Annotated in this window: 21 protein-coding genes; 12 read left to right on the forward strand and 9 right to left on the reverse strand. The window is 60.6% G+C overall.

The genetic code is table 11. The features are described 5' to 3' along the window. Positions 1 to 168: 168 nt before the first annotated feature. The 4 genes from ACJJVH_RS09670 to ACJJVH_RS09685 all read left to right on the forward strand — a co-directional run bounded on the left by ACJJVH_RS09670 (position 169) and on the right by ACJJVH_RS09685 (position 4553). A complete protein-coding gene (locus ACJJVH_RS09670; RefSeq protein WP_412063804.1) occupies positions 169 to 2535 on the forward strand; it encodes an EAL domain-containing protein in 2367 nt (788 codons plus the stop codon). Positions 2536 to 2550: 15 nt separating this feature from the next. Further along, on the forward strand, positions 2551 to 3282 hold the full coding sequence (locus ACJJVH_RS09675) for a substrate-binding periplasmic protein (RefSeq protein ID WP_412063805.1): 732 nt from the start codon (positions 2551 to 2553) through the stop codon (positions 3280 to 3282). 73 nt (positions 3283 to 3355) lie between these two features. Continuing rightward, the gene (pth, locus tag ACJJVH_RS09680; RefSeq protein WP_412063806.1) at positions 3356 to 4072 is read left to right on the forward strand and encodes an aminoacyl-tRNA hydrolase; all 717 of its coding nucleotides are present in this window, start codon (positions 3356 to 3358) and stop codon (positions 4070 to 4072) included. A gap of 1 nt (position 4073) precedes the next feature. After that, positions 4074 to 4553, forward strand: a complete 480-nt coding sequence (locus tag ACJJVH_RS09685; protein WP_412063807.1) for a GNAT family N-acetyltransferase — start codon at positions 4074 to 4076, stop codon at positions 4551 to 4553. A gap of 16 nt (positions 4554 to 4569) precedes the next feature. Here ACJJVH_RS09685 and clpS read toward each other — a convergent pair whose 3' ends face one another. Next, a complete protein-coding gene (gene clpS / locus ACJJVH_RS09690; protein ID WP_041677937.1) occupies positions 4570 to 4881 on the reverse strand; it encodes an ATP-dependent Clp protease adapter ClpS in 312 nt (103 codons plus the stop codon). A gap of 227 nt (positions 4882 to 5108) precedes the next feature. On the opposite strand from clpS, the gene ychF reads away from it, so the two are divergent. After that, the gene (gene ychF, locus ACJJVH_RS09695) at positions 5109 to 6212 is read left to right on the forward strand and encodes a redox-regulated ATPase YchF (protein WP_113385777.1); all 1104 of its coding nucleotides are present in this window, start codon (positions 5109 to 5111) and stop codon (positions 6210 to 6212) included. Between the two features lie 123 nt (positions 6213 to 6335). On the opposite strand, the gene ACJJVH_RS09700 is transcribed toward ychF, so the two are convergent. Then, on the reverse strand, positions 6336 to 7460 hold the full coding sequence (locus ACJJVH_RS09700) for a hypothetical protein (RefSeq protein ID WP_412063808.1): 1125 nt from the start codon (positions 7458 to 7460) through the stop codon (positions 6336 to 6338). Positions 7461 to 7641: 181 nt separating this feature from the next. On the opposite strand from ACJJVH_RS09700, the gene ACJJVH_RS09705 reads away from it, so the two are divergent. Both ACJJVH_RS09705 and ACJJVH_RS09710 read left to right on the forward strand, forming a co-directional pair. Further along, positions 7642 to 8106 carry a MaoC family dehydratase gene (locus ACJJVH_RS09705; RefSeq protein ID WP_112803884.1) on the forward strand — a complete coding sequence of 155 codons (465 nt, stop codon included), beginning with the start codon at positions 7642 to 7644 and terminating at the stop codon, positions 8104 to 8106. Continuing rightward, the gene (locus tag ACJJVH_RS09710; RefSeq protein ID WP_113356559.1) at positions 8103 to 8570 is read left to right on the forward strand and encodes a MaoC family dehydratase; all 468 of its coding nucleotides are present in this window, start codon (positions 8103 to 8105) and stop codon (positions 8568 to 8570) included. The genes ACJJVH_RS09705 and ACJJVH_RS09710 overlap by 4 nt, the downstream gene beginning before the upstream one ends. 48 nt (positions 8571 to 8618) lie before the next feature. Here ACJJVH_RS09710 and ACJJVH_RS09715 read toward each other — a convergent pair whose 3' ends face one another. The 4 genes from ACJJVH_RS09715 to petA form a co-directional block, all read right to left on the reverse strand. Then, positions 8619 to 9161 carry an adenine phosphoribosyltransferase gene (locus ACJJVH_RS09715; RefSeq protein ID WP_112803806.1) on the reverse strand — a complete coding sequence of 181 codons (543 nt, stop codon included), beginning with the start codon at positions 9159 to 9161 and terminating at the stop codon, positions 8619 to 8621. A 116-nt stretch (positions 9162 to 9277) separates the two neighbouring features. Next, positions 9278 to 10144, reverse strand: coding sequence for a cytochrome c1 (locus ACJJVH_RS09720; protein ID WP_113369596.1), 867 nt, complete (start codon positions 10142 to 10144; stop codon positions 9278 to 9280). A 22-nt stretch (positions 10145 to 10166) separates the two neighbouring features. Next, a complete protein-coding gene (locus tag ACJJVH_RS09725; protein ID WP_112803804.1) occupies positions 10167 to 11441 on the reverse strand; it encodes a cytochrome b N-terminal domain-containing protein in 1275 nt (424 codons plus the stop codon). A 14-nt stretch (positions 11442 to 11455) separates the two neighbouring features. Further along, on the reverse strand, positions 11456 to 12034 hold the full coding sequence (petA, locus tag ACJJVH_RS09730) for a ubiquinol-cytochrome c reductase iron-sulfur subunit (protein ID WP_112803803.1): 579 nt from the start codon (positions 12032 to 12034) through the stop codon (positions 11456 to 11458). A gap of 469 nt (positions 12035 to 12503) precedes the next feature. On the opposite strand from petA, the gene ACJJVH_RS09735 reads away from it, so the two are divergent. Then, positions 12504 to 13451, forward strand: coding sequence for an endonuclease/exonuclease/phosphatase family protein (locus tag ACJJVH_RS09735; protein WP_112803802.1), 948 nt, complete (start codon positions 12504 to 12506; stop codon positions 13449 to 13451). A 33-nt stretch (positions 13452 to 13484) separates the two neighbouring features. On the opposite strand, the gene ACJJVH_RS09740 is transcribed toward ACJJVH_RS09735, so the two are convergent. Further along, positions 13485 to 15347, reverse strand: a complete 1863-nt coding sequence (locus ACJJVH_RS09740; protein ID WP_412063809.1) for an ABC transporter ATP-binding protein — start codon at positions 15345 to 15347, stop codon at positions 13485 to 13487. 145 nt (positions 15348 to 15492) lie between these two features. Then, a complete protein-coding gene (locus ACJJVH_RS09745) occupies positions 15493 to 17346 on the reverse strand; it encodes an ABC transporter ATP-binding protein (protein ID WP_412063810.1) in 1854 nt (617 codons plus the stop codon). Between the two features lie 391 nt (positions 17347 to 17737). Here ACJJVH_RS09745 and ACJJVH_RS09750 point away from each other — a divergent pair, with 391 nt between their 5' ends. Together ACJJVH_RS09750 and ACJJVH_RS09755 are read left to right on the forward strand one after the other, a co-directional pair. Beyond that, positions 17738 to 18235, forward strand: coding sequence for a tRNA (cytidine(34)-2'-O)-methyltransferase (locus ACJJVH_RS09750; protein ID WP_412063811.1), 498 nt, complete (start codon positions 17738 to 17740; stop codon positions 18233 to 18235). Positions 18236 to 18316: 81 nt separating this feature from the next. Further along, complete coding sequence (locus ACJJVH_RS09755) at positions 18317 to 19468, forward strand: hypothetical protein (protein ID WP_412063812.1); 1152 nt, start codon at positions 18317 to 18319, stop codon at positions 19466 to 19468. 82 nt (positions 19469 to 19550) lie between these two features. Here the strand turns inward: ACJJVH_RS09755 and ACJJVH_RS09760 are convergent, their stop codons facing one another. Further along, positions 19551 to 19811: a hypothetical protein gene (locus ACJJVH_RS09760; protein WP_412065154.1), complete on the reverse strand. Its 261-nt coding sequence runs from the start codon at positions 19809 to 19811 to the stop codon at positions 19551 to 19553. Between the two features lie 169 nt (positions 19812 to 19980). On the opposite strand from ACJJVH_RS09760, the gene hemF reads away from it, so the two are divergent. Further along, a complete protein-coding gene (gene hemF / locus ACJJVH_RS09765; protein WP_412063813.1) occupies positions 19981 to 20892 on the forward strand; it encodes an oxygen-dependent coproporphyrinogen oxidase in 912 nt (303 codons plus the stop codon). 186 nt (positions 20893 to 21078) lie between these two features. After that, the gene (locus tag ACJJVH_RS09770) at positions 21079 to 21357 is read left to right on the forward strand and encodes a hypothetical protein (protein WP_112803796.1); all 279 of its coding nucleotides are present in this window, start codon (positions 21079 to 21081) and stop codon (positions 21355 to 21357) included. The last annotated feature ends 81 nt before the right edge of the window (positions 21358 to 21438 follow it).

The following is a 21438-nucleotide window of genomic DNA, read 5'->3' on the forward strand; positions in this document are numbered from 1 at the left end:
ATTAGAGAAAGTAAAAATAAAAACCACTTCGAATCTATACTTTGATTGATTTCCATTAACCCCAGAATTTCAGCAACATTTAACAGATTCATGAAAACCTGCGCGAAAGAGTTGTAGGAAACGGCGCCCCCATATCCGTTAGCCTGTGACTGGGGAGCTGACAGGATAATGAGCCATTCGGTCGAAAACAGGTTTTTCGCGATCGTCTGCGGTGCGCTGCTGGTTTTCGTAGCGCCGCTCTTCATCCTTTTCCTTTTCCTGTCGTCCGAACGCGCCGAAAAGGAAATCAAGGATCACATAACCGTTCTGCTCGTCGCCAATGCACAGGCACTGGCGAAACCCTTATGGGATCTGGACGAGGACAGCGTCACCCAGATCAGCGCGACGACGGTTGCCGAGGGCGCGGTCGTCAGGGTCAATGTCCGTGACCTTTCCGGTCAGCTGGACGTCACGCAATCGACCATCCCGAGATCCTACAAGGGCAGTCTGGAGTCCATTTCCCGGCCGATCGTCTACAATGGCGTGGACGGCGCCAAAACGCTTGGCAACATTACGGTCTACTATCCCCAGCTCGGTCTCTTCGACGGCCTGAAGAACGAGGAGATCGTCTTCATCTCCATCTTCATCTTTGCCGTGCTGACGGTCTTCGGCGCGGCGTTGATCGGCAACCGCATCTTCGTGATCCAGCCGTTGATGCGGCTGACGCATGCCATCGAAGCCACGCGGCGGCTGGGCTCGCGCCACCATGTCGACTGGCAGTCGAACGACGAAATGGGACGGCTTGCCAGCAGCTTCAACGATATGCAGAGCAAGCTCCAGCGCGAGGAAAACGAACTGAAGCTTGCACATCGCCGGGCGACCGATACCTACAATCTGACGCCCGCCATGCTTTTTTCCCTCGATAAGGACGATTGCATCGCCGCCGTCAGCGATTATTGGCTTGCCGCCACGGGCTATGATCGCTCCGAGGTGATCGGCCGGGAGTTCGCAAGCCTCGTCCTGCCGGAGTCGCGAGCCTGCTATGTCGAGCGCAAGACCGGCAATCGCGGCAGCGCCGCGCGTCTCGCCGTGACCGTGAAATTCCTTTGCAAGGACGGACGCGTCATGGACATCCTGATCCTCGAGACGACCGCGATCCAGGACGGTCCGTCGCTTTCGGTAATGACCGACGTCACCGAACTCAAGCAGTCCGAAGACCGCAACTTGCGCCAGGCAATCACCGATCACCTGACAGGGCTCCTCAACCGCCAGGGCTTCGAGACGGCACTGGACGCCAAGATCAACGAAGCCGATCTGCGCAGACGCGAGCTTGCCTGCCTCTTCATCGATCTCGACCGCTTCAAGTGGATCAACGACAATATGGGACATGCCGCCGGCGACGCCGCCCTGCGCGAGCTGGTATCCCGGTTGCAGAAGTGCCTGAAGTCGGGCGACATCGCTGCGCGCCTCGGCGGCGACGAATTCGCGATCCTGCTGTTGGCGGAAGACGCAGAGGCGAGGGCCATGGACATGGCTGCCCGTATCGCCGAGCTCTTCGAAACGCCGTTCGAGGGCGATGCCCGTCTCAGCGCCAGCATCGGCATCGCCGTCTATCCTCGGCATGCCGCCAACGCGGCTGAACTGCTGCTGAAATCCGATATCGCCATGTATGCCAGGAAGCGCGATGGCAAGAACGGCGCCCGGATCTTTGATAACGGCATGCTGGACGACTCCCGCCGCCGTGCCGAATTGGAGAACCACATCGAAACGGGCCTCAGCGAGGACTGGTTCGAGGCCCATCTGCAACCCGTCGTGAATATGGATGACCGCTCGATCGCCGGCTTCGAGGCGCTCATGCGCCTGCATCATCCGCAGAAGGGCGTCCTTCCCCCCGCCCGCATCATCGACGTCGCGGAAGAGACGGGCTCCATCGTGCGCATCGGCAACCGTATCATGGAAAAGGCGATCGCCAGCTTCGCGCGCATGTCGCGTCTCGACGGCATGCAGGACACGTATCTCGCCATCAATTTCTCGCCGCTGCAATTCGAGCCGGATCTGCCGATGCGCATCGCGGCCGTGCTTTCGCACCACGATATTTCTCCACGGCGCATCGTGGTCGAAATCACCGAAGCCGTGCTGATGGACGACAATCCGGAAACGCGCATGGTCATCAACGAGATCTGCCGCTATGGTTGCCGCATCGCGCTCGACGATTTCGGCACCGGCTATTCGTCGCTGAGCTACATCAACCGCTTCCCGGTCGACATCATCAAGATCGATCAGTCCTTCATCCGCGCGATCAACGATACCGCCTCCGACGTCAGTGCCAAGAGCCGCATGCTGGTCGAAAGCATCACCACTTTGTCGCACAAGATGAGCTGCACGGTCATAGCGGAAGGCGTGGAGACCGAAGAGGAATGCGCCACCCTGCGCACCATGGGCATCGACTATGGCCAAGGCTACCTGTTCTATCGACCGCTGCATCCGGACAATCTGCTGCAGACGCTGACCGGCCTGCAGCAGGACCACCCCTCCCCCATAGCGCAGGCGTCATAGCGAATGAGGACCCGCATGCGAAAGCCGTTGCTCGCAATCGCAACCAGCCTGTTTTCGCTCTTTCTTCTCTCTCCGGCCCTTGCCGATACCGTCCACTTCACCACCGAGGAATATCCGCCCTTCAATTATCGCGACGGCAAGACGGCCGTCGGAGCAATCACCGACCAGATACGCAAGGTGATGGCCGACATCGGGGTCGACTATACGATCACCATCATGCCCTGGGCCCGGGCCTATACCCAGGCATTGACGGAACCCATGACCTGCGTCTTCGCCACGGCGCACGACGAGCGACGCGATGCGCTGTTCAAATGGGTGCAGCCGCTGCTCATCGATCGCAGCATTCTCATCAAACATAGCGACTCGATGGTTGCCGCCTCGACCATCGACGACGCCAGGAAATACCTCGTCGGCACCTGGCGGGAGGATTATACCGAAACGATATTGCGCCGGAACGATTTCCCCCGCATCGATGTGGGCAGCGACTTCAGGGCGACACTCAAAAAGCTGATGAGCGATCGCATCGATTTGATGCCGATCTCGGAATTCTATTTCGACAGGCTGAAGAAGGACGGTAATCCCGTGGAGAAAGTGACCGTGCTTTCCCAGCAACCCATGGGCATCGCCTGCCAGAAAGATTTCCCCGCCGGCCTTCTGAACAAGATGCAGACGGCGCTCGATGCGCTCATCGCCGACGGAACGCAAAAGCAGATTTTCCTGAAGTACGGCCTGCACCTTGGCGACTGAGCGCCTCCCGCCTTGACTTTGCCGCCAAATCCCTGTCGTGAAGGGCATCGGTATTTTCCAAGGGGTGAAGCGCATGCTTCTCATCGCGGGCCTCGGCAATCCGGGCGCCAAATATCAGGGCAACCGCCACAATATCGGCTTCATGGCCGTGGATGCGATCCATCGCCGCCACAACTTTTCGCCATGGGCGAAGAAGTTCAAGGCGGAGATTGCCGAAGGCGAGCTCGGCGGCCGGAAGGTGCTGCTCATCAAGCCGCAGACTTTCATGAATCTCTCGGGCGAAGCCATCGGCGAGGCCATGCGCTTCTATAAGCTCCAGCCGTCCGACCTGGTGGTGATCTACGACGAACTCGACCTGCCGGCCGGCAAGGCGCGGCTGAAGACCGGCGGCGGTCACGGCGGCCATAACGGCATCAAGTCTATCGACGCCCATTGCGGCAAGGAATATCGCCGCCTGCGCCTCGGCATCGGTCATCCCGGCGCCAAGGAGCTCGTGCACAATCACGTTCTCGGCGATTTCGCCAAGGTGGACCGGAGCTGGCTCGAACCATTGTTCGACGCGCTCGCCGACAACGCCGACATGCTGGTGCGCGGCGAGGATTCGCAATTGATGAACAAGATCGCGCTCGCGCTGGGCGGCAAGGCGGAAGAAGACGCACCGAAGCCTGAAAAAAAGGCCCCGGCCAAATCGCATATCCATCAGGCGCGCAATCACAGCCAGCCGAAGATCCCGGAAACCGGGCCAATGGCGGAGATGCTGAAGAGGATGTTCGGCAAGAAGGACAATTGACATGACGCAAGCAGCAGCCGGAAGCACCGCCGACATGGTACTCCGTCCGGTCGAAAATGCGGATCTGGCGACGCTGCTTGCTCTTTACCGGCATCTGAATGCCGAAGACCCCTTGCTGGAACCTCAGCTTGCGGAAAGCCGCCTTGCGGAAATCCTCGCCCATCCCGGCATGACGATCTTTGCCGCCTTCGCCGGCCCGCAGGCCATTTCTTCCGCCACCCTGGTCGTCATTCCCAACCTCACCCGCGGTGGCGCGCCCTACGCCTTGATCGAGAATGTCGTGACACATGCCGATTACCGCCTACGCGGCCTTGCCGGCATGGTCATGCGAAAGGCTGTCGCGGCCGCCTGGGAAAAGAACTGCTACAAGGTCATGCTGCTGACCAGCTCGAAGGACCCGGCAACGCTGCGTTTCTATGCCGATTGCGAGTTCACGCAGGACAAGACAGGCTTCCAGATCCGCCGCCCCGCGACAGCCTGACCGATGGCGACCGTTCCTATTCTTCCGGCTCGGTCGTGAACATCAGCGGGAAGCCGGCGCTCTTGGCAAGATCGACGGCCTCCTGGGCCTTCGTCTCGGCGATATCCCGCGCGCAAACCATCACCACGCAGGTTCCAAGCTTGTGCGCGGTCATCATGACACGGTAGCCGGCTTCCTCGCTCATGCGGAAAACGGCCTTCAGCACCATGATGACGAATTCCCGTGGCGTGTAATCGTCGTTCACGAGAATGATTTTGTAGAGCTTCGGCCTTTCGACCTTCGGCTTCGTTTTAGGCTTTGGTTTCAGGACAACATCATTGTCACTCATCGGCATCACCGTTGACGACAGGAAAAGGGCTTTTGGCTGATGACAAGATTATAGTGCAGCGCACCACATCCTTCAAGGATGGCGATGGCGGGCGAATAACGCGGCGGGGCCCTCTCCCGGCCGTTCGTTTCGGCAGAAAAGCGGCTCTTTGCTTGCGCAACACTTGACCCGCAACGGCCCTTCCCCCATAGGCACAGCAAAGATTTTCAAGATATGGACAAGGTGCCATGGGTTTCAAATGCGGTATCGTCGGACTGCCGAATGTCGGCAAGTCCACTCTGTTCAATGCGCTGACCAAGACGGCGGCGGCGCAGGCGGCGAACTATCCGTTCTGCACGATCGAGCCGAACACGGGCGAAGTCGCGGTTCCCGATCCGCGCATGCGCAAGCTTGCCGACATCGCCAAGTCGAAGGAACTGATCCCGACGCGCATCTCCTTCGTCGATATCGCCGGTCTCGTGCGCGGCGCGTCGAAGGGTGAAGGCCTGGGCAACCAGTTCCTTGCCAATATTCGCGAGGTCGATGCCATCGTGCATGTGCTGCGCTGCTTCGAAGACAGCGACATCACCCATGTCGAGGGCCGCATCAACCCGGTCGCCGATGCCGAGACGATCGAGACCGAGCTGATGCTCGCCGATCTTGAAAGCCTCGAGCGCCGCACGGAGCAGACGCGCAAGCGCGCCACCGGCAAGGAAAAGGAATCCATGGCGATGCTGCCGATCATGGAAGCCTCGCTGAAGCTGCTTCAGGATGGCAAGCCGGTCCGCACGCTGCTGTCGAAGCTGGATGCCGAGGAAATCCGCATCCTTAAGAGCCTGAACCTTTTGACCTCGCACCCCGTGCTCTATGTCTGCAATGTCGCCGAGGGCGATGCCGCCACCGGCAACGAGCACACGGCAGCCGTCGCCGCCATGGCCAAGGAGCAGAATTCGGAGGTCGTCATCATCTCCGCCGCCATCGAGGCGGAAGTGGCGCAGCTGCCCGATGAGGAGGCAAAGGAATTCCTCTCCGCGCTCGGCCTCGACGAAGCCGGCCTCGACCGTCTGATCCGCGCCGGCTACAAGCTCCTGCACCTCATCACCTACTTCACCGTAGGTCCGAAGGAAACGCGCGCCTGGACGATCGAACAGGGCACGAAGGCGCCGCAGGCCGCCGGCGTCATCCATTCGGATTTCGAGCGCGGCTTCATCCGCGCCAATACCATCGCCTATGACGACTACATCGCCTACAACGGCGAGACCGGCGCCAAGGAAGCCGGCAAGGCCCGCGACGAAGGCAAGGAATATGTCGTCCAGGACGGCGACGTCATCCATTTCCGCTTCAACACCTGATCGCCTTTCGGCTGCCGGCGCGTAGTGCAGTTCCAGGAAAAGTGCATGGCGGTTTTCCATCCGGAATTGCGTAAAACAAAAGGATAGAGCGTTTTTCGCCGTTCGGGGAAAAGCGGAAAAGCTCTATCTGAGCGCCGGCAATCTCGCCTGCATCCCCACAGGCAACCGCCGCACGATGATGCGGCGCAGATCGACCCAGCCGATGCCGATGACCAGCACCACCAGCCCGACAATCATCAAAACAAGGAAGCCGACCTTGTCGAGCCCGGCATTGTTGTGCCGAAGAATGGCCGCGGTCGCGAGCCCGAGCGACACGAGCCCGGCGGTCACGAAAGCGCGGCGATCGATCACAAGCCCGATCAGCATCATGACCAGCACCGCCGCCCAAACCGTCACCGCCTGCATATAACCGCCGAAAAGGGCGTCGGTGAGGTTGGTGAAGACGGTGCCGCCGCTGGCAAGCTCCAGGCGCAGGGCCAGCAGGACGGTCGAATACAGCAGCGCCGGCGCGGTTGCCAGATGCAGCCAGAATGCCACGTCGGAACGGCGCGTGACCCTGCTCGGGTCGCTGAGGTCGAAGCGCATCGCCAGTGCGAAACTGCCGAGCGCAGTCACCAGCAAAATCATGAGCGTCTGGATCGGATAGTCCACCGGCACATTCGAAGACCCCGTCACCGTGCCTGCGACATAGAAGACCGCGGCAAGGAACAGCCCGAACAGGGAAAACAGAAAAAGCGCCAGCGCCAACGGCACACGATAGCGCCAATAGAACAAGGCCAGCAACGGCGGGAACGGCACCGCGACCACAACCGCGGCGATGGTGAAATTATCGACCAGTGCCGGCGTCGAGCCGACATAACTTATCGCCGTATGGAAAAGCCAGAACACGAGCGCAACGGTCAAAACGACGGCCGGAAGCGCCAGCCTTTGGCGGCGCACCAGAATTTCGGCCAGGACGACGATTGCCAGCAGCGATACGTAGCGGTTCGCCAGCCCCCATAACCCGATGAGCAGAACGACGATACCGATGGTGATGAGTACGTCGTGGAAGCCGCGTACGAAACGCGGCGCCTCCGTATCTTCCAGCGGGTTGGAATCATCAGGCGAAGGAGGCTCTGAGAAACCCAGCCCCGCCGATAGCGCACCGATGTTCTTCGCCGTCAGGTAGGGCAGCAACCGCTCGGCCTGTCCTGAGGAGATAATCCCCTCGCCGACCGCTTCTTCCAGTGCGACTTTGAGTTCGCTCATTCCCGCTCTCGTTTCATCTCGCCACTGCCTAGCCTCACCATATTGCCGCGCCACAATCAAGGGCTGCCGGACCTCGCCATGCAATCGCCTCCCGCCGCGATCCGCGCCGATGAAAATACTTGCACCACCACCACGGCCCATGCGATTGCCCATGGGCAAGATGTGGAGGACGACAGAGGATATGACGAAACTCGTCTATGAAGACTTCCAACCGGGGCGCGAATTTCCGCTCGGCCCCAAACATGTGACGGCGGCGGAAATCATCGAGTTTGCCAGCGAATTCGATCCGCAGCCGATGCATCTGGACGAGGAAGCGGGCCACGCCAGCATCCTCGGCGGCCTCGCCGCTTCCGGCTGGCACACCTCGTCTATGTTCATGCGCATGATGTGCGATTCCTACCTCCTTGCCACCGATGCGCAAGGCGCTCCCGGCATCGACTTCATGGAGTGGAAGAGGCCCGTTCTGGCCGGGGATACCCTGTCCGGCCGATCCATCGTGATCGAGGCCCGCCCCATGCGCTCCCGTCCGGGCATCGGCATCGTCAAGTTCCGCCATGAAATCGAGAACCAGCGCGGCGAGCTCGTTTGCCTCGGGGAAAACGCCACGATGATCCGGTTGCGCGCCGGCGCGGAGGTATCGGCATGAAGATGAGCGAACTCTATGCCATCGGCGAGCGCGTCGAGATCGGCAGCCACACTTTCACGCCGGAAAACATCATCCATTTCGCATCGCGCTTCGATCCTCAGGTCTTCCACATGGATGCGGAAGCGGCCAAGCAATCGCTGTTCGGCGGGCTCTGCGCCTCGGGCTGGCACAGCTGCTCGATGTGGATGCGCAGTTTCGTGGACTACTGGAAGTCCGAGACGGCGCGGCTGATCGCCGAGGGCAAGACACCGCCCAACCTCGGCCCCTCGCCGGGTTTCAGGAACCTGCAATGGCTGCGGCCGGTCTTTGCCGGCGACACCATCACCTATGGCGTCGCCATTCTCGGCAGCCGTCCGCTGGCCTCGCGCCCCGGCCGGACGCTCTATACGCTCGCCTGCGACGGAACGAACCAGCACGGCGCGCCGGCCTTGCGCTTCGAAAGCACCGTGCTGGCCTTTGAATAGCGACCCGGGGAGCCGTCCCCGACGGCTCCGCCGACCTTCTGAAATCGATCAGTGACCGGCAAATTCCACGAGCGTATGAACCGGTACGTCAAGCTCTTCGAGCTTCTTGCGGCCGCCGAGGTCCGGCAGGTCGATGACGAAGCATGCCGCCACGACTTCGGCGCCGATCTGGCGCAGAAGCTTCGTCGCACCGACGGCGGTGCCGCCTGTTGCGATCAGATCGTCCACGAGGATAACCCTTTCACCGGGATTGACGGCATCGCGATGCATTTCCATCTCGTCGACGCCGTATTCCAGGCTATAGGCGATGCGAACGATATCGTGCGGGAGTTTGCCCTTCTTGCGGATCGGCACGAAACCTGACGACAGTTGATGCGCCACCGCTCCCCCCAGAATGAAGCCGCGCGCTTCCATTCCCGCGACCTTGTCGATCTTGGTGCCGGCATAAGGCTGCACCAGCGCATCGATGGCGCGACGAAACGCCCTGGCGTCGCCCAGCATCGTCGTGATGTCGCGGAAGATGATCCCGGGCTTGGGATAGTCCGGAATGGAACGGATGCTGGCGGCGAGCTCCGAAGCGATAGTGTTCATGAAATCTGTACTCTCAGGCTATGATGGGGCCGGCCGCACCCTACCAAGACCAGGGCGCTATACCAACAAAAAAGGCGGCCTCGAAAGGCCGCCTTTTCGCTTAATCGTTGCACTGCTCAGTGAGCGCCGGCCTTGGCATAAACGGAACGCTTGGTGAGATAGATCAGGATAGAGAAGATCAGCAGGAACACCATGACCATGAAGCCGAGGTGCTTGCGATCCTCCAGATGCGGTTCGGAGGTCCACATCAGGAACGCGGCCACGTCGCGCGCATATTGATCGACAGTCTGCGGCGAGCCGTCGTCATAGGTCACCTGGCCGTCGGAGAGCGGTTTCGGCATCGCAAAGGTCGCAGCCGCATCAAAATAAGGATTGTAATGCGAGTTCTGCGGCACCGTGAAGCCGGCCGGCGGGTCTTCGTAGCCGGTCAGCAGCGAGTAGATGTAATCCGGACCGCCTTCCTGATACTGCGTGAAGATATCGAAGATGAACTGCGGGAAGCCGCGCTCGATTTCGCGCGCCTTGGCAAGCAGCGACATGTCCGGCGGCACCGCCCCGTTATTCGAGGCTGCCGCGGCTTCGTCGTTCGGGAACGGCGAGTTGAAATGATCCGACGGAAGCGCCTTGCGGGTGAACATCTCACCCTGGGGGTTCGGTCCGTCCTGCACTTCGTAATTGGCGGCAAAAGCCTTTACCTGGGCTTCCGTATAGCCGAGGTCTTCCAGCGTGCGATACGCCACCAGCTTCATCGAGTGGCAGGCGGAACAGACTTCCGTATAGACCTTGAGGCCGCGCTGCAGCTGAGCCTTGTCATAATAGCCGAACGGGCCGGAGAAGGACCAATGCTGCTCGCGCGGCTCCTTCAGCGGATAGTGCGGCGTTTCGCTCTCTGCGGCAGGCTTCGTTTCCGCGGCAATGACGGCGACAGTCGAGAGACCGCCGATGAGCGCAAGCGACAGAAGGCCGACAACAAGTTTTTTCATCGTTTTCTTCCTCTATCGCCGGTTATGCTTGAACCGGAGCGGCAGCTTTACCGCCCTGTTTTTCAAGAACCGCTTCCGTAATCGAATTTGGAATGCGCCTCGGTGTCTCGACGATGCCGAGCACCGGCATGATGACGAGGAAGAACAGGAAGTAGAACAGCGTCGCGAACTGCGCAGCCGTGGTGTAGATGCCTTCCGCGGGCTGCGAGCCCAGCCAGCCGAGCAGGACGGCGTCGGCAACGAACAGCCAGAAGAACAGCTTGTACCACGGGCGATAAACCGCCGAACGGACCTTCGACGTATCGAGCCACGGCAGGAAGAACAGCACGATGATCGCGCCGAACATCGTCAGAACGCCGCCAAGCTTGGAATCGATCGGCCCGATGTTGAAGGTGATCGAGCGCAGCATCGCGTAAAACGGCAGGAAGTACCATTCCGGAACGATGTGGGCCGGCGTCTTCAGCGGATTGGCCGCGATGTAGTTGTCGGCGTGGCCGAGGAAGTTCGGCAGGTAGAAGACGAAATAGGCGAATACCAGCAGGAAAATGGAAACGCCGAGCGCATCCTTCAGCGTCGCATAGGGCGTGAAGGCCACGGTATCCGTCTTCAGCTTGACCTCGACGCCCGTCGGGTTCGTCTGGCCGGTCACATGCAGCGCCCAGATGTGCAGGATAACGACACCCGCGATCATGAACGGCAGCAGGTAGTGCAGCGAGAAGAAACGGTTGAGCGTCGGATCGTCGACGGCGAAACCGCCGAGCAGGAAGGTCTGTATCCAGTCGCCGACCCATGGGAAGGCCGAGAAGAAGCCGGTGATGACGGTCGCACCCCAGAAGGACATCTGGCCCCAGGGCAGAACGTAGCCCATGAAGGCGGTCGCCATCATCAGGAGGTAGATGATCACGCCGAGGATCCAGAGGATTTCGCGCGGGGCCTTGTACGAGCCGTAGTAAAGCCCGCGGGCGATATGCAGATAAACGGCGACGAAGAAGAAAGACGCGCCGTTGGCATGCATGTAGCGCAGCAGCCAGCCGTGATTGACGTCGCGAACGATCTTTTCGACCGAATTGAAGGCGATCGCCGTATTGGCCGCATAATGCATGGCCAGCACGACACCGGTCAGGATCTGCAGAACCAGCATGACCGCCAGCATGGCGCCGAACGTATAGGCATAGTTCAGGTTGCGAGGAACCGGATATGCAATGAAACTATCATAGACCATACGCGGCAGCGGAAGCCGCGCGTCGACCCATTTTTCGAGCCCCGTCGATGGCTCGTAAGACGAATGACCACTCATGATTCAGCTCCCCCTCAACCGACCTTGATCTTCTTTTCCGACGTGAACGCATATTGCGGTATGAAGAGGTTCTGCGGCGCAGGCCCATGGCGAATGCGACCGGCAGTGTCATAGACCGAACCGTGGCAGGGACAGAACCACCCGCCATATTCCCCCGCCTGACCGAGCGGTATGCAGCCCAGATGCGTGCAGACGCCGATCATCACGAGCCAGTTTTCCTTGCCGTCGCCTGCAGAGCGGGCGAGATCGGTTGCCTGCGTATCAGCCGGAAGATTGGCATTGCGGGCGATCGGATCCTTCAGATCCGAGAGCTGCGTGCCCTTGGCATCGTCGATTTCCTTTTGCGTGCGATTCCGGATGAAGACCGGCTTGCCGCGCCATTTCACCGTCAGCGACATGCCAGGTTCAAGGCTGGAGATATCGACCTCGATGGAAGCAAGGGCAAGCGTCGATGCATCGGGCCGCATCTGGTCGATAAAAGGCCACGCGACAGCAACTGCGCCCACCGCGCCGGCCATACCTGTCGTCAAATAAAGGAAATCGCGACGAGTCGGCTCGCCGGTGGACTCACTTGTCGTACTATGCTCGCTCAAGGCTGCACATCCTCTTCCGCAAAACCACGGCAGAAACCGCGGTACCCCCTCACTAACGGCGAATCATCGCGATCATAATTCCGCCATAGATTCCTCCGTAACCCGCTGCGTTCTAAGCTTGATCGCAAATTATGTCCAGTCTTGGCAAGGGGACAGGGCACAATGTCGCGGCAAAACTGCGCTATTCCGTCGCAAGGCCGGAGCTTCGGCTCCCTCGCTTCGGGTGCGAAAAGTTAAACGCATGAAAAAGCACGGGATTCGCATAGTATTTTTTTGCGCCGCAAAGCAAAATAAACAGTGATTTCAATGCTGCATTGCAGAAAATATTGCAATTGCCGCAATTTCACCGTGTCGCAGGCGCGAACCTTTACCTCTTAAAACCGAATGGATTTTCTCTGGGATTTATGGACGATTGCGGTCGTTGCCTTGCGCGGCAGAAACACCGAAAAAGGAAGCACGAGAACTTCTCATGAGACACACCGTTTATTGCGTTCTATGCGTTCTCGCCACGCTGGCGCTGGGTATCCTTGCCGCGCGCTACGTCGCCGATTCCTGGCTGCTGGCCTTTTTCGAAAGCCTGCAAACCCACATAAGCCTGTTTGCGATCATCCTTGCGGTGGCCGCGTTCGTCTTCAAACGCCACTGGTATGCGCTGTTCCTGACAGCTGCCGGGATCGTGCTCCTCGTTCACTCGATCCTCATGCTTCAGGAATATGCCTCGACCTCTCTCGTCGCCTCGGCCGAGGCAAGCGGCGGCCATATCAAGCTCCTGTCCTTCAACATCGAAGACAGCAATTTCGAAAACGGGGCGCGCATCGCCGATCTCATCGTCGCTTCGAAAGCCGATGTGGTCGAAATTTTCGAGGCAGGGCCGATTTTCTCCGAGATGGATCGCATTGCCAAGGTCTATCCCTATCGCATCGGATGCGGCGTGATGACCACCGATTGCGATTCGCTGCTGCTGTCGAAAAGGCCGTTTCAGACGCAGGTCATGCGCAGCCTCGGCAGCCTATGGGACAATCGCTTCATTCTTGCCACCATCGACATCGATGGCCAGCCCGTCAGCTTCGCCTCCGCCCATTTGAGCAAGCCTTATTTCGATGCGTTTCACCAGATCGAACTCGGCCTTCTCGCCCCCATTCTCAACGACGTCAAGGAGCCGCTGATCCTTGCCGGGGACTTCAATGCCTCGGTCATCGCTCCGGACATGCGCGACTTTCTGGCCGCAACCGGCCTGCGCCATGCCTTTCCGGAACCGGCGACCTGGCCGATCGCGGCAGGAGCCTACGGCATCAGCATCGATCACGTCTTCGCCCGGGCGCCGGTCCGGCTGATATCCGTGAAGCAGATCCGCGATGCGATGGGCTCGAACCATTTCGGCTTGATGACGGAGTTCAGCGTGCCGCGGCCCTCATGATCCCGCGGGTTTTCCGCTTGCCCGGAAGCAAGGTCAGTCGGCATCCGCCGCGATGAAGCCGCCGGACTGGCGGGCCCAGAGTTCGGAGTAAAGGCCGCCACGCGCGATCAACGCGTCATGCGTCCCCTCCTCGATGATCCTGCCCTTGTCGATGACGATCAGCCGGTCGAGCTTGGCGATTGTCGAGAGCCGGTGCGCGATCGCCAGAACGGTCTTGCCCCTCATCAGCGTATCGAGGTTGGACTGCAGCGCCGCCTCGGCCTCCGAGTCCAGCGCCGAGGTCGCCTCGTCCAGGACGAGAATCGGCGCATCCTTCAACATCACGCGCGCGATCGCGATGCGCTGCCGCTGGCCGCCCGAAAGCTTGACGCCGCGCTCGCCGACATGGGCCGCATAGGCGGTGCGCCCCTTCTGATCTTCCAGGGTCGCGATGAAACCGTCGGCTTCCGCCTGCCTTGCGGCCTCCACCATTTGCTCGTCGCTCGCTTCGGGGCGACCGAAGAGAATGTTGTCGCGGATGGATCGATTGAGAAGCGCGGTGTCCTGCGTCACCATGCCGATGGCGCCGCGCAGCGACTCTTGCCGCACGGCGGCGATATCCTGTCCGTCGATCAGGATGCGGCCGCCCTCGACATCGAAGAAGCGCAGCAGCAGGTTGACGAGCGTCGTCTTGCCCGCGCCGGACCGCCCGACGATGCCGACCTTCTCGCCGGCAGCTACCCGGAGGGAGAAATCGTCGATGATGCCGCCGCCGCGCCCATAATGAAACGTCACGTTCTCGAAACGAACTTCCGGGCCGCTGATCACCAAATTCCCGGCATCGGGCCGGTCGACCAGGCTGACCGGCTCGGAGATCATCTCCGCCGAATTCTGGATGGTGCCGAGATTGCGCATGATGGCGTTGAACTGCGCCATCATGCGGCCGAACAGCATGTTCAGTCGAAGTACCATGCTGAGCGTGAAGGCGACGCCGCCGGTCGAAATCTCGCCGGACAGCCAGAGATGCACGGCCAGCGCCCCGATGCTTGTGATCATGACGCCCGACAGCAGCGCCAGCGACGAGCGTACGCCGGTCAGTAGCCGCGTAAACGGCATGACGGCTGCCTGGAAGCGGTCGAAGCCGCTGCGGATATAATGATCGTTCTGCTCTTCGCGGCCGAAGAGCTTCAACGTCTGGATATTGGCATAGGCATCGACCATGCGTCCGTTCAGCATCGAGGATGCTTCCGCCGCATTGCGCGCGTGCCGCCGGATACGCGGCACGAAGTAGCGGGCGAGCATCGCAAAGACGCAGATCCAGACCGCGATCACCGCCGCCAATCGCCAATCCAGACCGCCCACCAGCGTGATGGTCGAGGCCGCGTAGATGATAATGAACCAGACCACCTGCAGCAGCGACACGACGAGGTCGCCCGTTGCCTGCCCGGCCGACCAGACCTTGGTCACGACGCGCCCGGAAAAATCGTTCTGGAAGAACTCGACGGACTGTCTTGCCACATGCCGGTATGCCTGCCAGCGCACGAGGTTGAGGAAGCCGGGGACGACCACCTGCTCCTCGACCAGCGCGCCCAGACTGACGACGACGAAGCGTACGACAAGCACGACGAAGACCATGCCGAGAAGCGTCCCGCCATGGCCGGCGAGCAGCCCGCTCCACCCCTCGCCGGGCTTCACCTTGTCGAGGATATCCACCAGATGGCCGACGAACCAGAACAGGCCGGCCTCGAGCATCGCCACGGCGCCGCCGAGCGCGGCCATCGCCAGGAAGGGTCCCTTGGCCTGGCCGACATAATACCAGATGAAGGCGCCGAGAGACCTCGGCGGCCGCAGATCGCCGTTGCGGTAATAGGGATCGATCCAGGTCTCGAACAGACGGAATACGGAACGGATGAACATGCCAGCGATATAGGCAATTTCGCAGGCCGCGCAAAGGAAATGGCCGCACTGAAAAGGTTATATTTTTGTTAGGTTCAACCCCGAGCCCCTGGCTTGCCGGCGGCAGAGACGAAAAGAGCGGCTTTCGCCGTCCCTTCCTTCATTTTCATTCCGCTGCCGCCTCGGCCTCTTCATGGTCGGCGAGGAAGCCGCCGGACTGGCGGCTCCAGAGCTCGGCATAAATGCCGCCGTTCTGGGCCAGTTCCTGATGCGTGCCCATTTCGACGATCCGGCCCTTGTCGAGAACGACAAGGCGGTCCATCTCGGTCAGCGTCGACAGGCGGTGCGCGATGGCGATCACCGTCTTGCCGTGCATCAGCGCGAACAGGTTTTCCTGGATCGCCGCTTCCACTTCGGAATCGAGCGCCGAAGTCGCCTCGTCGAGCACCAGGATCGGCGCGTCCTTCAGGAAGACGCGGGCGATCGCGATGCGCTGCCGCTGACCGCCTGACAGCTTGACGCCCCGCTCGCCGACCTGTGCGTCCAGTCCCGCGCGGCCCTGCATGTCGACCAGCCCTTCGATGAACTCCCAGGCATTGGCACGCTTGGCCGCCTGGATCACATCGTCGTCGGTCGCGTCCGGACGGCCGTAGGCGATATTGTCGCGGATCGAGCGATGCAGCAGCGACGTGTCCTGCGTCACCACGCCGATCATCGAGCGAAGGCTGTCCTGCGTCACGCCTGCGATATCATGGCCATCGATGGTGATACGGCCGCCCTCCAGGTCGTAGAAGCGCAGCAGCAGGTTCATCAGCGTCGTCTTGCCGGCGCCCGAGCGGCCGACCAGGCCGACCTTTTCGCCCGCCCGGATATCGAGGGTCAGGTCCTCCATCACGCCCTTGGCCTTGCCATAGTGGAAGCGAATATGGTCGAACCGGATCGCCCCCTGCCTGGCGACGATCGGGGACGCCGCCGGCTTGTCGACGATGTCATGCGGCTTCGTCATCATTTCCATGCCGTCATAGACGGTGCCGATGTTTTCGAAGAGCGCCGAAACCTCCCACATCACCCACTGCGACATGCCGTTGACCCGCATGGCAAGGCCGATGGCAATGGCGATGGAGCCGACCGAGATCGAACCGTTGAGCCAGAACCAGATCGACAGAGCCGAGACGATGAACAACGCCGCGCAGTTGTTGAAATAGACCGAGGCGTGAAACAGCGTCACCTTGCGCATTTGCTTGTGCACGGTGTCGAGAAAGTCCTCCATGCCGGCCCTGGCATAGGTTTCCTCACGGCCCGCATGCGAGAACAGCTTCACCGTGGCGATGTTGGTGTAGCTGTCGACCACGCGGCCCGTCATCATCGAGCGTGCATCGGCCTGCTGCGCGGCGATCTTGCGCAGCACCGGCACGAAATAGGCCACGATGCCGACATAGACGCCGAGCCACAGCAGGATCGGCAGCAGCAGCCGCCAGTCGGCCGCCCCGATGACGAGGATCATCGAGAGGAAATAGGTCAGAACGTAGACGAAGACGTCGAGGATCTTCATCACGGTTTCGCGCACGGCAAGCGAGGTCTGCATTACCTTCGTGGCGACGCGGCCCGCGAACTCGTTGGCGAAGAAGGTCATGCTGTGGCGCAGCAGGAAGCGGTGCATCTGCCAGCGCGCGATCATCGGATAGTTGCCGAGCAGCACCTGATGCATGATGAAACTGTCGAGGATTGCCGCAAGCGGCAGGCCGACGAGCACCATCGCGCCCATCCAGAACAGCTTGTGCCATTCCGTCTGCAGGAAGGTCGCCTTGTCCGCCTTGGTCAGCCAGTCGACGATATCGCCGAGAAACTGGAAGAGCGCCACCTCGCCGATCGCGATCAGCATGGTAAGAATGCTCATGGCGACCAGCCACGGCGCGGCCGGCCTGGAATAGTGCCAGCAGAAGGCAAAGAGCCCCCGCGGCGGAACGTCCGGCGCCTCGCTCGGAAATGGATTCAGTCGGCGTTCAAACCAGCCAAACATCGAAATGCTCCAAATGCTCGACCCTTTGCCACCCGCTGCGCCTGAAGGTCGCAGACTCATATGGTGGCCGGGCGATAAAACAACGAGGCCATGCCGGCCGCGTAATGACTTAAAGAAGGGGGGTATTTGCGAATACGCGCCTGAGAGCGCTCGTCACATCCGTGGGTTCACGGCTTGGAGGCGCATCATTACAAACAAGATATCCATGTGAGCCTCCTTCTTTCGCAAGTTGTAGAGCGCTTGCCTTTTAGCGCGCCTTTTGTCGTTTGAAAAGCAAAATATGCCGCAAAACGAAGCTGAATCCTTCAATTCTGCTGATGAAGACATAACAGAAACCGTGGATCTGTGAAAACCCGGAGACAAATCAGGGCGATTTCGCTAGGTGCAATGCATGACCACGCTTCGCATCGCACTTTACCAGCCCGACATTCCCGGCAACACCGGCACGATCCTGCGGCTGGCCGCCTGCCTCGGCCTTGGCGTCGATATTATCGAGCCCGCCGGCTTCGACATTTCCGACCGCAACCTGAAGCGCGCCGGCATGGACTATCTTGCCGCCGTTACCCTGACAAGGCATGTCAACTGGGAGCGCTTCGAGGCGTGGCGGCAGGAAAGCCGGCGGCGGCTGGTGCTGGCTTCGACGAAAGCGGCGCAGCGCTACACGGACTTCGATTTCCACAGCGACGACATTCTTCTTTTCGGCCGCGAGAGCGCCGGCGTGCCCGAGCATGTGCACGAGAGGGCCGAAGGCCGCATTCTGATCCCCATGGTGGAGGGCCAGCGCTCCATCAATGTCGCCATGTCGGCAGCCATGATATGCGGAGAAGCGCTGCGGCGGACGCAATGGTCGCTTCCGCCGGCGCAAGGCCCGAATGTCGCACCCGGATAGGCGTTGGCACGCCGGAAAAAGTGTGAGAAACTTCGCCTCGGAATGAATGCTCTAACGCAGGCAACCTTGGCGAGGTGACCCATGTTCCAGACGGCATTCACACTTTCCCTTACGCAGTTCGCGCGCGCTTTGAGCCTTCCCGAGCGGCTCCAGCGTTCCCCTGCGCGCAATCTCGCTCTCGAAGGTCTTCGCCAACGGAACCTCGCCCTCGATGCGCTGTTCTACGACGTCAAGGCGATCACGCCCGAGGAGGCTTTCTACATCAGTGACTCGCTGGCGGCGGAAGGCGCGATCCTGCTCGTTCCGCCCAGCGGGCGCGGCTCGCTGACCCTTTGCGAGACGATCGATGAACTCCTGCTGCGGGGCGGCGGCGATGCCCGCGCCCTTGCCGTTGCCGGCATCGGCGGTTCCGCGCTCGGCGCCGCCGCCTTCGCCCGAAATGTCGCCGATGCGGTCGATGCGCCCGCTGCGGTCGTCGTCTCAGGCTACGGTATCGCCGATGCCATCACCGAAGCCTTCGGCGGATTGTTTCTCTTCGGCCATCTGAAGGGCCTGCGGCCGATGCTGGAAACGCTGGACGATCTCGCCGGCCGTCCCAAGGTCGGGGCGCATCGCGAGGAAACCGCCGCCCGCACCAGTCTCGACACCAGAACCGTGCAGGCGCTTCTTGCCGATCCTCGTTTCTCCTTCCGCCTGCTGACGGGGCATTCCAAGGGCAACCTCGTGCTTTCGGCCGCATTGCATAACCTGTGGAGGCAGAACGAAGAGCGGGGTGCGGAACTGGCGCGAAAAACCAGGATCGTGACGATCGGCACGCGGATCGCCATGCCGCCCGCATTCACCGATGTCGTCGATGTCATGGGAGAATGGGACTGGTTCGGCGAGATCAATTCGCGACCGTTCATTCACGCCGATCGCCGCATTCCGCACGCATGGCATCACACCAACACCGATTTGCGCGGCCATCTGCCGGTGACGGCCACGCTCAGGGAAATCCTCAAGGCTTCACCAGTCATAGAGGAGGTGGCGGGCGAGCGTCGGGCCGGGAAGCGCAATGCCGCCTCCGGGCCGACGATGCCGGAAACGGAGGTTTCACCGCCTGCGATTCCAGGCGGAAGGCAAACGGCGACGATCGAGACGGTCAGAAAGGCATTCTCCACCGATGGCCTGCCTGGCGTTCAGCCGCCAGCCTCCGGCCCGCCGAATGATCCGCGATTACCCAAACCGCATTGAACCGGCGTTCGATAAAACGCCGTTTACGGGCACGCAGGAATACGCTTCGGCTTCATCGGTGCAGGCTGCTGCTTCGTTCGGTTCAATCCGCCGACGGCAAGCGTCGCATGGTGAATTCGATGCGATCGCCATCGACCTGACGCCAGCTTTCGACTTCGGTCCAGTATGCGGCTTTCGGGAATTCATCGAACCACTCACGCGCCTTTGCACGCGCTTCGGGACGGCTGAGACAAAAGGTCTCGCGAACGAATTCGCTTTTTCCGCCGGCGGGATGTTCCTGCCGGTAGCGGATTATTCTGTTTCTCAACCCATCCAGGGGCGGCGGTCCGGGTATCTTCATGATAAAACCTCGCCTTCGGGAGGGAACATAATACCGCATCGGCAAATTTGCGAGTCGATTTTCCTGTGCCGCCGCCGCACTGGCTGCGCCGCAATGTTGCTGATATTCAAAATCACGATACATAGGGTGCGAATCGCGGGCCGTCGGCTGCTCGCACTGTCGGAGAGCATGCATGGAACGACCCAATCTTCCCAAGGGATTACCCGAGGATATTGAAGCGAAAAAAGAAGCGGCGCGCAGCTGGTTCGAGGGCCTGCGCGACACGATCTGCGCCGAGTTCGAGCAGTTGGAGACCGAGCTGACCGGCCCGCTTTCCGATCAGGAGCCCGGCCGCTTCGTCGCCAAGGACTGGCAGCGGGACAAGGGTCAGGGCGGCGGCGGCCGCATGTCCATGATGGAAGGCCGCGTCTTCGAAAAGGTCGGCGTCCATACATCGACGGTCCATGGTGAGTTTTCCCCCGACTTCCGCAGCCAGATTCCCGGCGCCGAGGAAGATCCGCGTTTCTGGGCTTCCGGTCTGTCGCTGATTGCTCATCCCGTCAATCCGAACGTGCCGGCCGTGCATATGAATACACGCATGGTCGTCACCACCAGCCACTGGTTCGGCGGCGGCGCCGACCTGACACCGATGCTCGACCGACGCCGCAACCAGGAAGATCCCGACACCGTACTCTTCCACCGCGCCATGCAGATCGTCTGCGATCGCCATACCGTCGGCGACTATCCGAGATACAAGAACTGGTGCGACGAATATTTCTTTCTGAAGCACCGCAACGAGCCGCGCGGCATCGGCGGCATATTTTTCGATTGGCTGCATTCGACGGAAGAAGCCGGCGGCTGGAGCGCGGATTTCGCCTTCACCCGCGACGTCGGCCGGGCCTTTGCGATGGTCTACCCGCGGCTCGTGCGCTCCAATTTCAACGAAACATGGACGGAAGAGGATCGCGACGAGCAATTAATTCGTCGCGGACGCTATGTGGAGTTCAATTTGCTGTACGATAGAGGTACAATATTCGGGCTGAAGACTGGCGGCAATGTCGAGTCGATCCTGTCGTCCCTGCCGCCGGTAGTGCGTTGGCCCTGATGCGGGGCTCAGCGGCGGCCCTGCGATAACGGCATGCGAAAAACCAGCGACCTGAAGCGCAGCAAGCGACCTTAAAGATCGCGATACGCTTCGGGCGTTCACCACAAAATGATCGGCCAGGGCCCTGAAATCGGCGGGAGGAGTGCCTAAGTGACCTAATGCTCGTTCCAATCGGAGGAGGTTGTAATGGCAGCAGAGAAACAAGTCACGGAAGCTTCGAAAGAACAGAAACTTTCGCGCACAGTCGATAGTCCCGAGTTCATTACCCGACTGGCCGAGGATATGCGGATTCGCAGTGGGTCCGATCTGCCGCTTTCCTGCTTTATCGAGCAGGTCAGAATGCAATTGGCAGGCAAATCGCCGAACGATATCGCCCGCTTCGAGGCCGATCGCTCGGCCCGGCAGACCCCCATTACCCGATATCAGTCATCGGACTGCTTCAAATCCTGGGCTATGCCGGATTGAGGTCCGGAAGATCGCCGCCGGCAAGCGAGAGACTTGCCGGACGGCAGAAACCTTTTTTCGTGCGCCGCGTTTAGCCTTCGC

The sequence above is a fragment of the Rhizobium sp. SYY.PMSO genome (assembly GCF_046840415.1).
Classification (GTDB): domain Bacteria; phylum Pseudomonadota; class Alphaproteobacteria; order Rhizobiales; family Rhizobiaceae; genus Rhizobium.

Excerpts from the sequence above, each read along its gene's own strand:
- ACJJVH_RS09670 (WP_412063804.1), top strand. The coding sequence starts at position 169 with ATGAGCCATTCGGTCGAAAACAGGTTTTTCGCGATCGTCTGCGGTGCG.
- ACJJVH_RS09675 (WP_412063805.1), top strand. The coding sequence starts at position 2,551 with ATGCGAAAGCCGTTGCTCGCAATCGCAACCAGCCTGTTTTCGCTCTTT.
- pth (WP_412063806.1), top strand. The coding sequence starts at position 3,356 with ATGCTTCTCATCGCGGGCCTCGGCAATCCGGGCGCCAAATATCAGGGC.
- ACJJVH_RS09685 (WP_412063807.1), top strand. The coding sequence starts at position 4,074 with ATGACGCAAGCAGCAGCCGGAAGCACCGCCGACATGGTACTCCGTCCG.
- clpS (WP_041677937.1), bottom strand. The coding sequence starts at position 4,881 with ATGAGTGACAATGATGTTGTCCTGAAACCAAAGCCTAAAACGAAGCCG.
- ychF (WP_113385777.1), top strand. The coding sequence starts at position 5,109 with ATGGGTTTCAAATGCGGTATCGTCGGACTGCCGAATGTCGGCAAGTCC.
- ACJJVH_RS09700 (WP_412063808.1), bottom strand. The coding sequence starts at position 7,460 with ATGAGCGAACTCAAAGTCGCACTGGAAGAAGCGGTCGGCGAGGGGATT.
- ACJJVH_RS09705 (WP_112803884.1), top strand. The coding sequence starts at position 7,642 with ATGACGAAACTCGTCTATGAAGACTTCCAACCGGGGCGCGAATTTCCG.
- ACJJVH_RS09710 (WP_113356559.1), top strand. The coding sequence starts at position 8,103 with ATGAAGATGAGCGAACTCTATGCCATCGGCGAGCGCGTCGAGATCGGC.
- ACJJVH_RS09715 (WP_112803806.1), bottom strand. The coding sequence starts at position 9,161 with ATGAACACTATCGCTTCGGAGCTCGCCGCCAGCATCCGTTCCATTCCG.
- ACJJVH_RS09720 (WP_113369596.1), bottom strand. The coding sequence starts at position 10,144 with ATGAAAAAACTTGTTGTCGGCCTTCTGTCGCTTGCGCTCATCGGCGGT.
- ACJJVH_RS09725 (WP_112803804.1), bottom strand. The coding sequence starts at position 11,441 with ATGAGTGGTCATTCGTCTTACGAGCCATCGACGGGGCTCGAAAAATGG.
- ACJJVH_RS09735 (WP_112803802.1), top strand. The coding sequence starts at position 12,504 with ATGAGACACACCGTTTATTGCGTTCTATGCGTTCTCGCCACGCTGGCG.
- ACJJVH_RS09740 (WP_412063809.1), bottom strand. The coding sequence starts at position 15,347 with ATGTTCATCCGTTCCGTATTCCGTCTGTTCGAGACCTGGATCGATCCC.
- ACJJVH_RS09745 (WP_412063810.1), bottom strand. The coding sequence starts at position 17,346 with ATGTTTGGCTGGTTTGAACGCCGACTGAATCCATTTCCGAGCGAGGCG.
- ACJJVH_RS09750 (WP_412063811.1), top strand. The coding sequence starts at position 17,738 with ATGACCACGCTTCGCATCGCACTTTACCAGCCCGACATTCCCGGCAAC.
- ACJJVH_RS09755 (WP_412063812.1), top strand. The coding sequence starts at position 18,317 with ATGTTCCAGACGGCATTCACACTTTCCCTTACGCAGTTCGCGCGCGCT.
- hemF (WP_412063813.1), top strand. The coding sequence starts at position 19,981 with ATGGAACGACCCAATCTTCCCAAGGGATTACCCGAGGATATTGAAGCG.
- ACJJVH_RS09770 (WP_112803796.1), top strand. The coding sequence starts at position 21,079 with ATGGCAGCAGAGAAACAAGTCACGGAAGCTTCGAAAGAACAGAAACTT.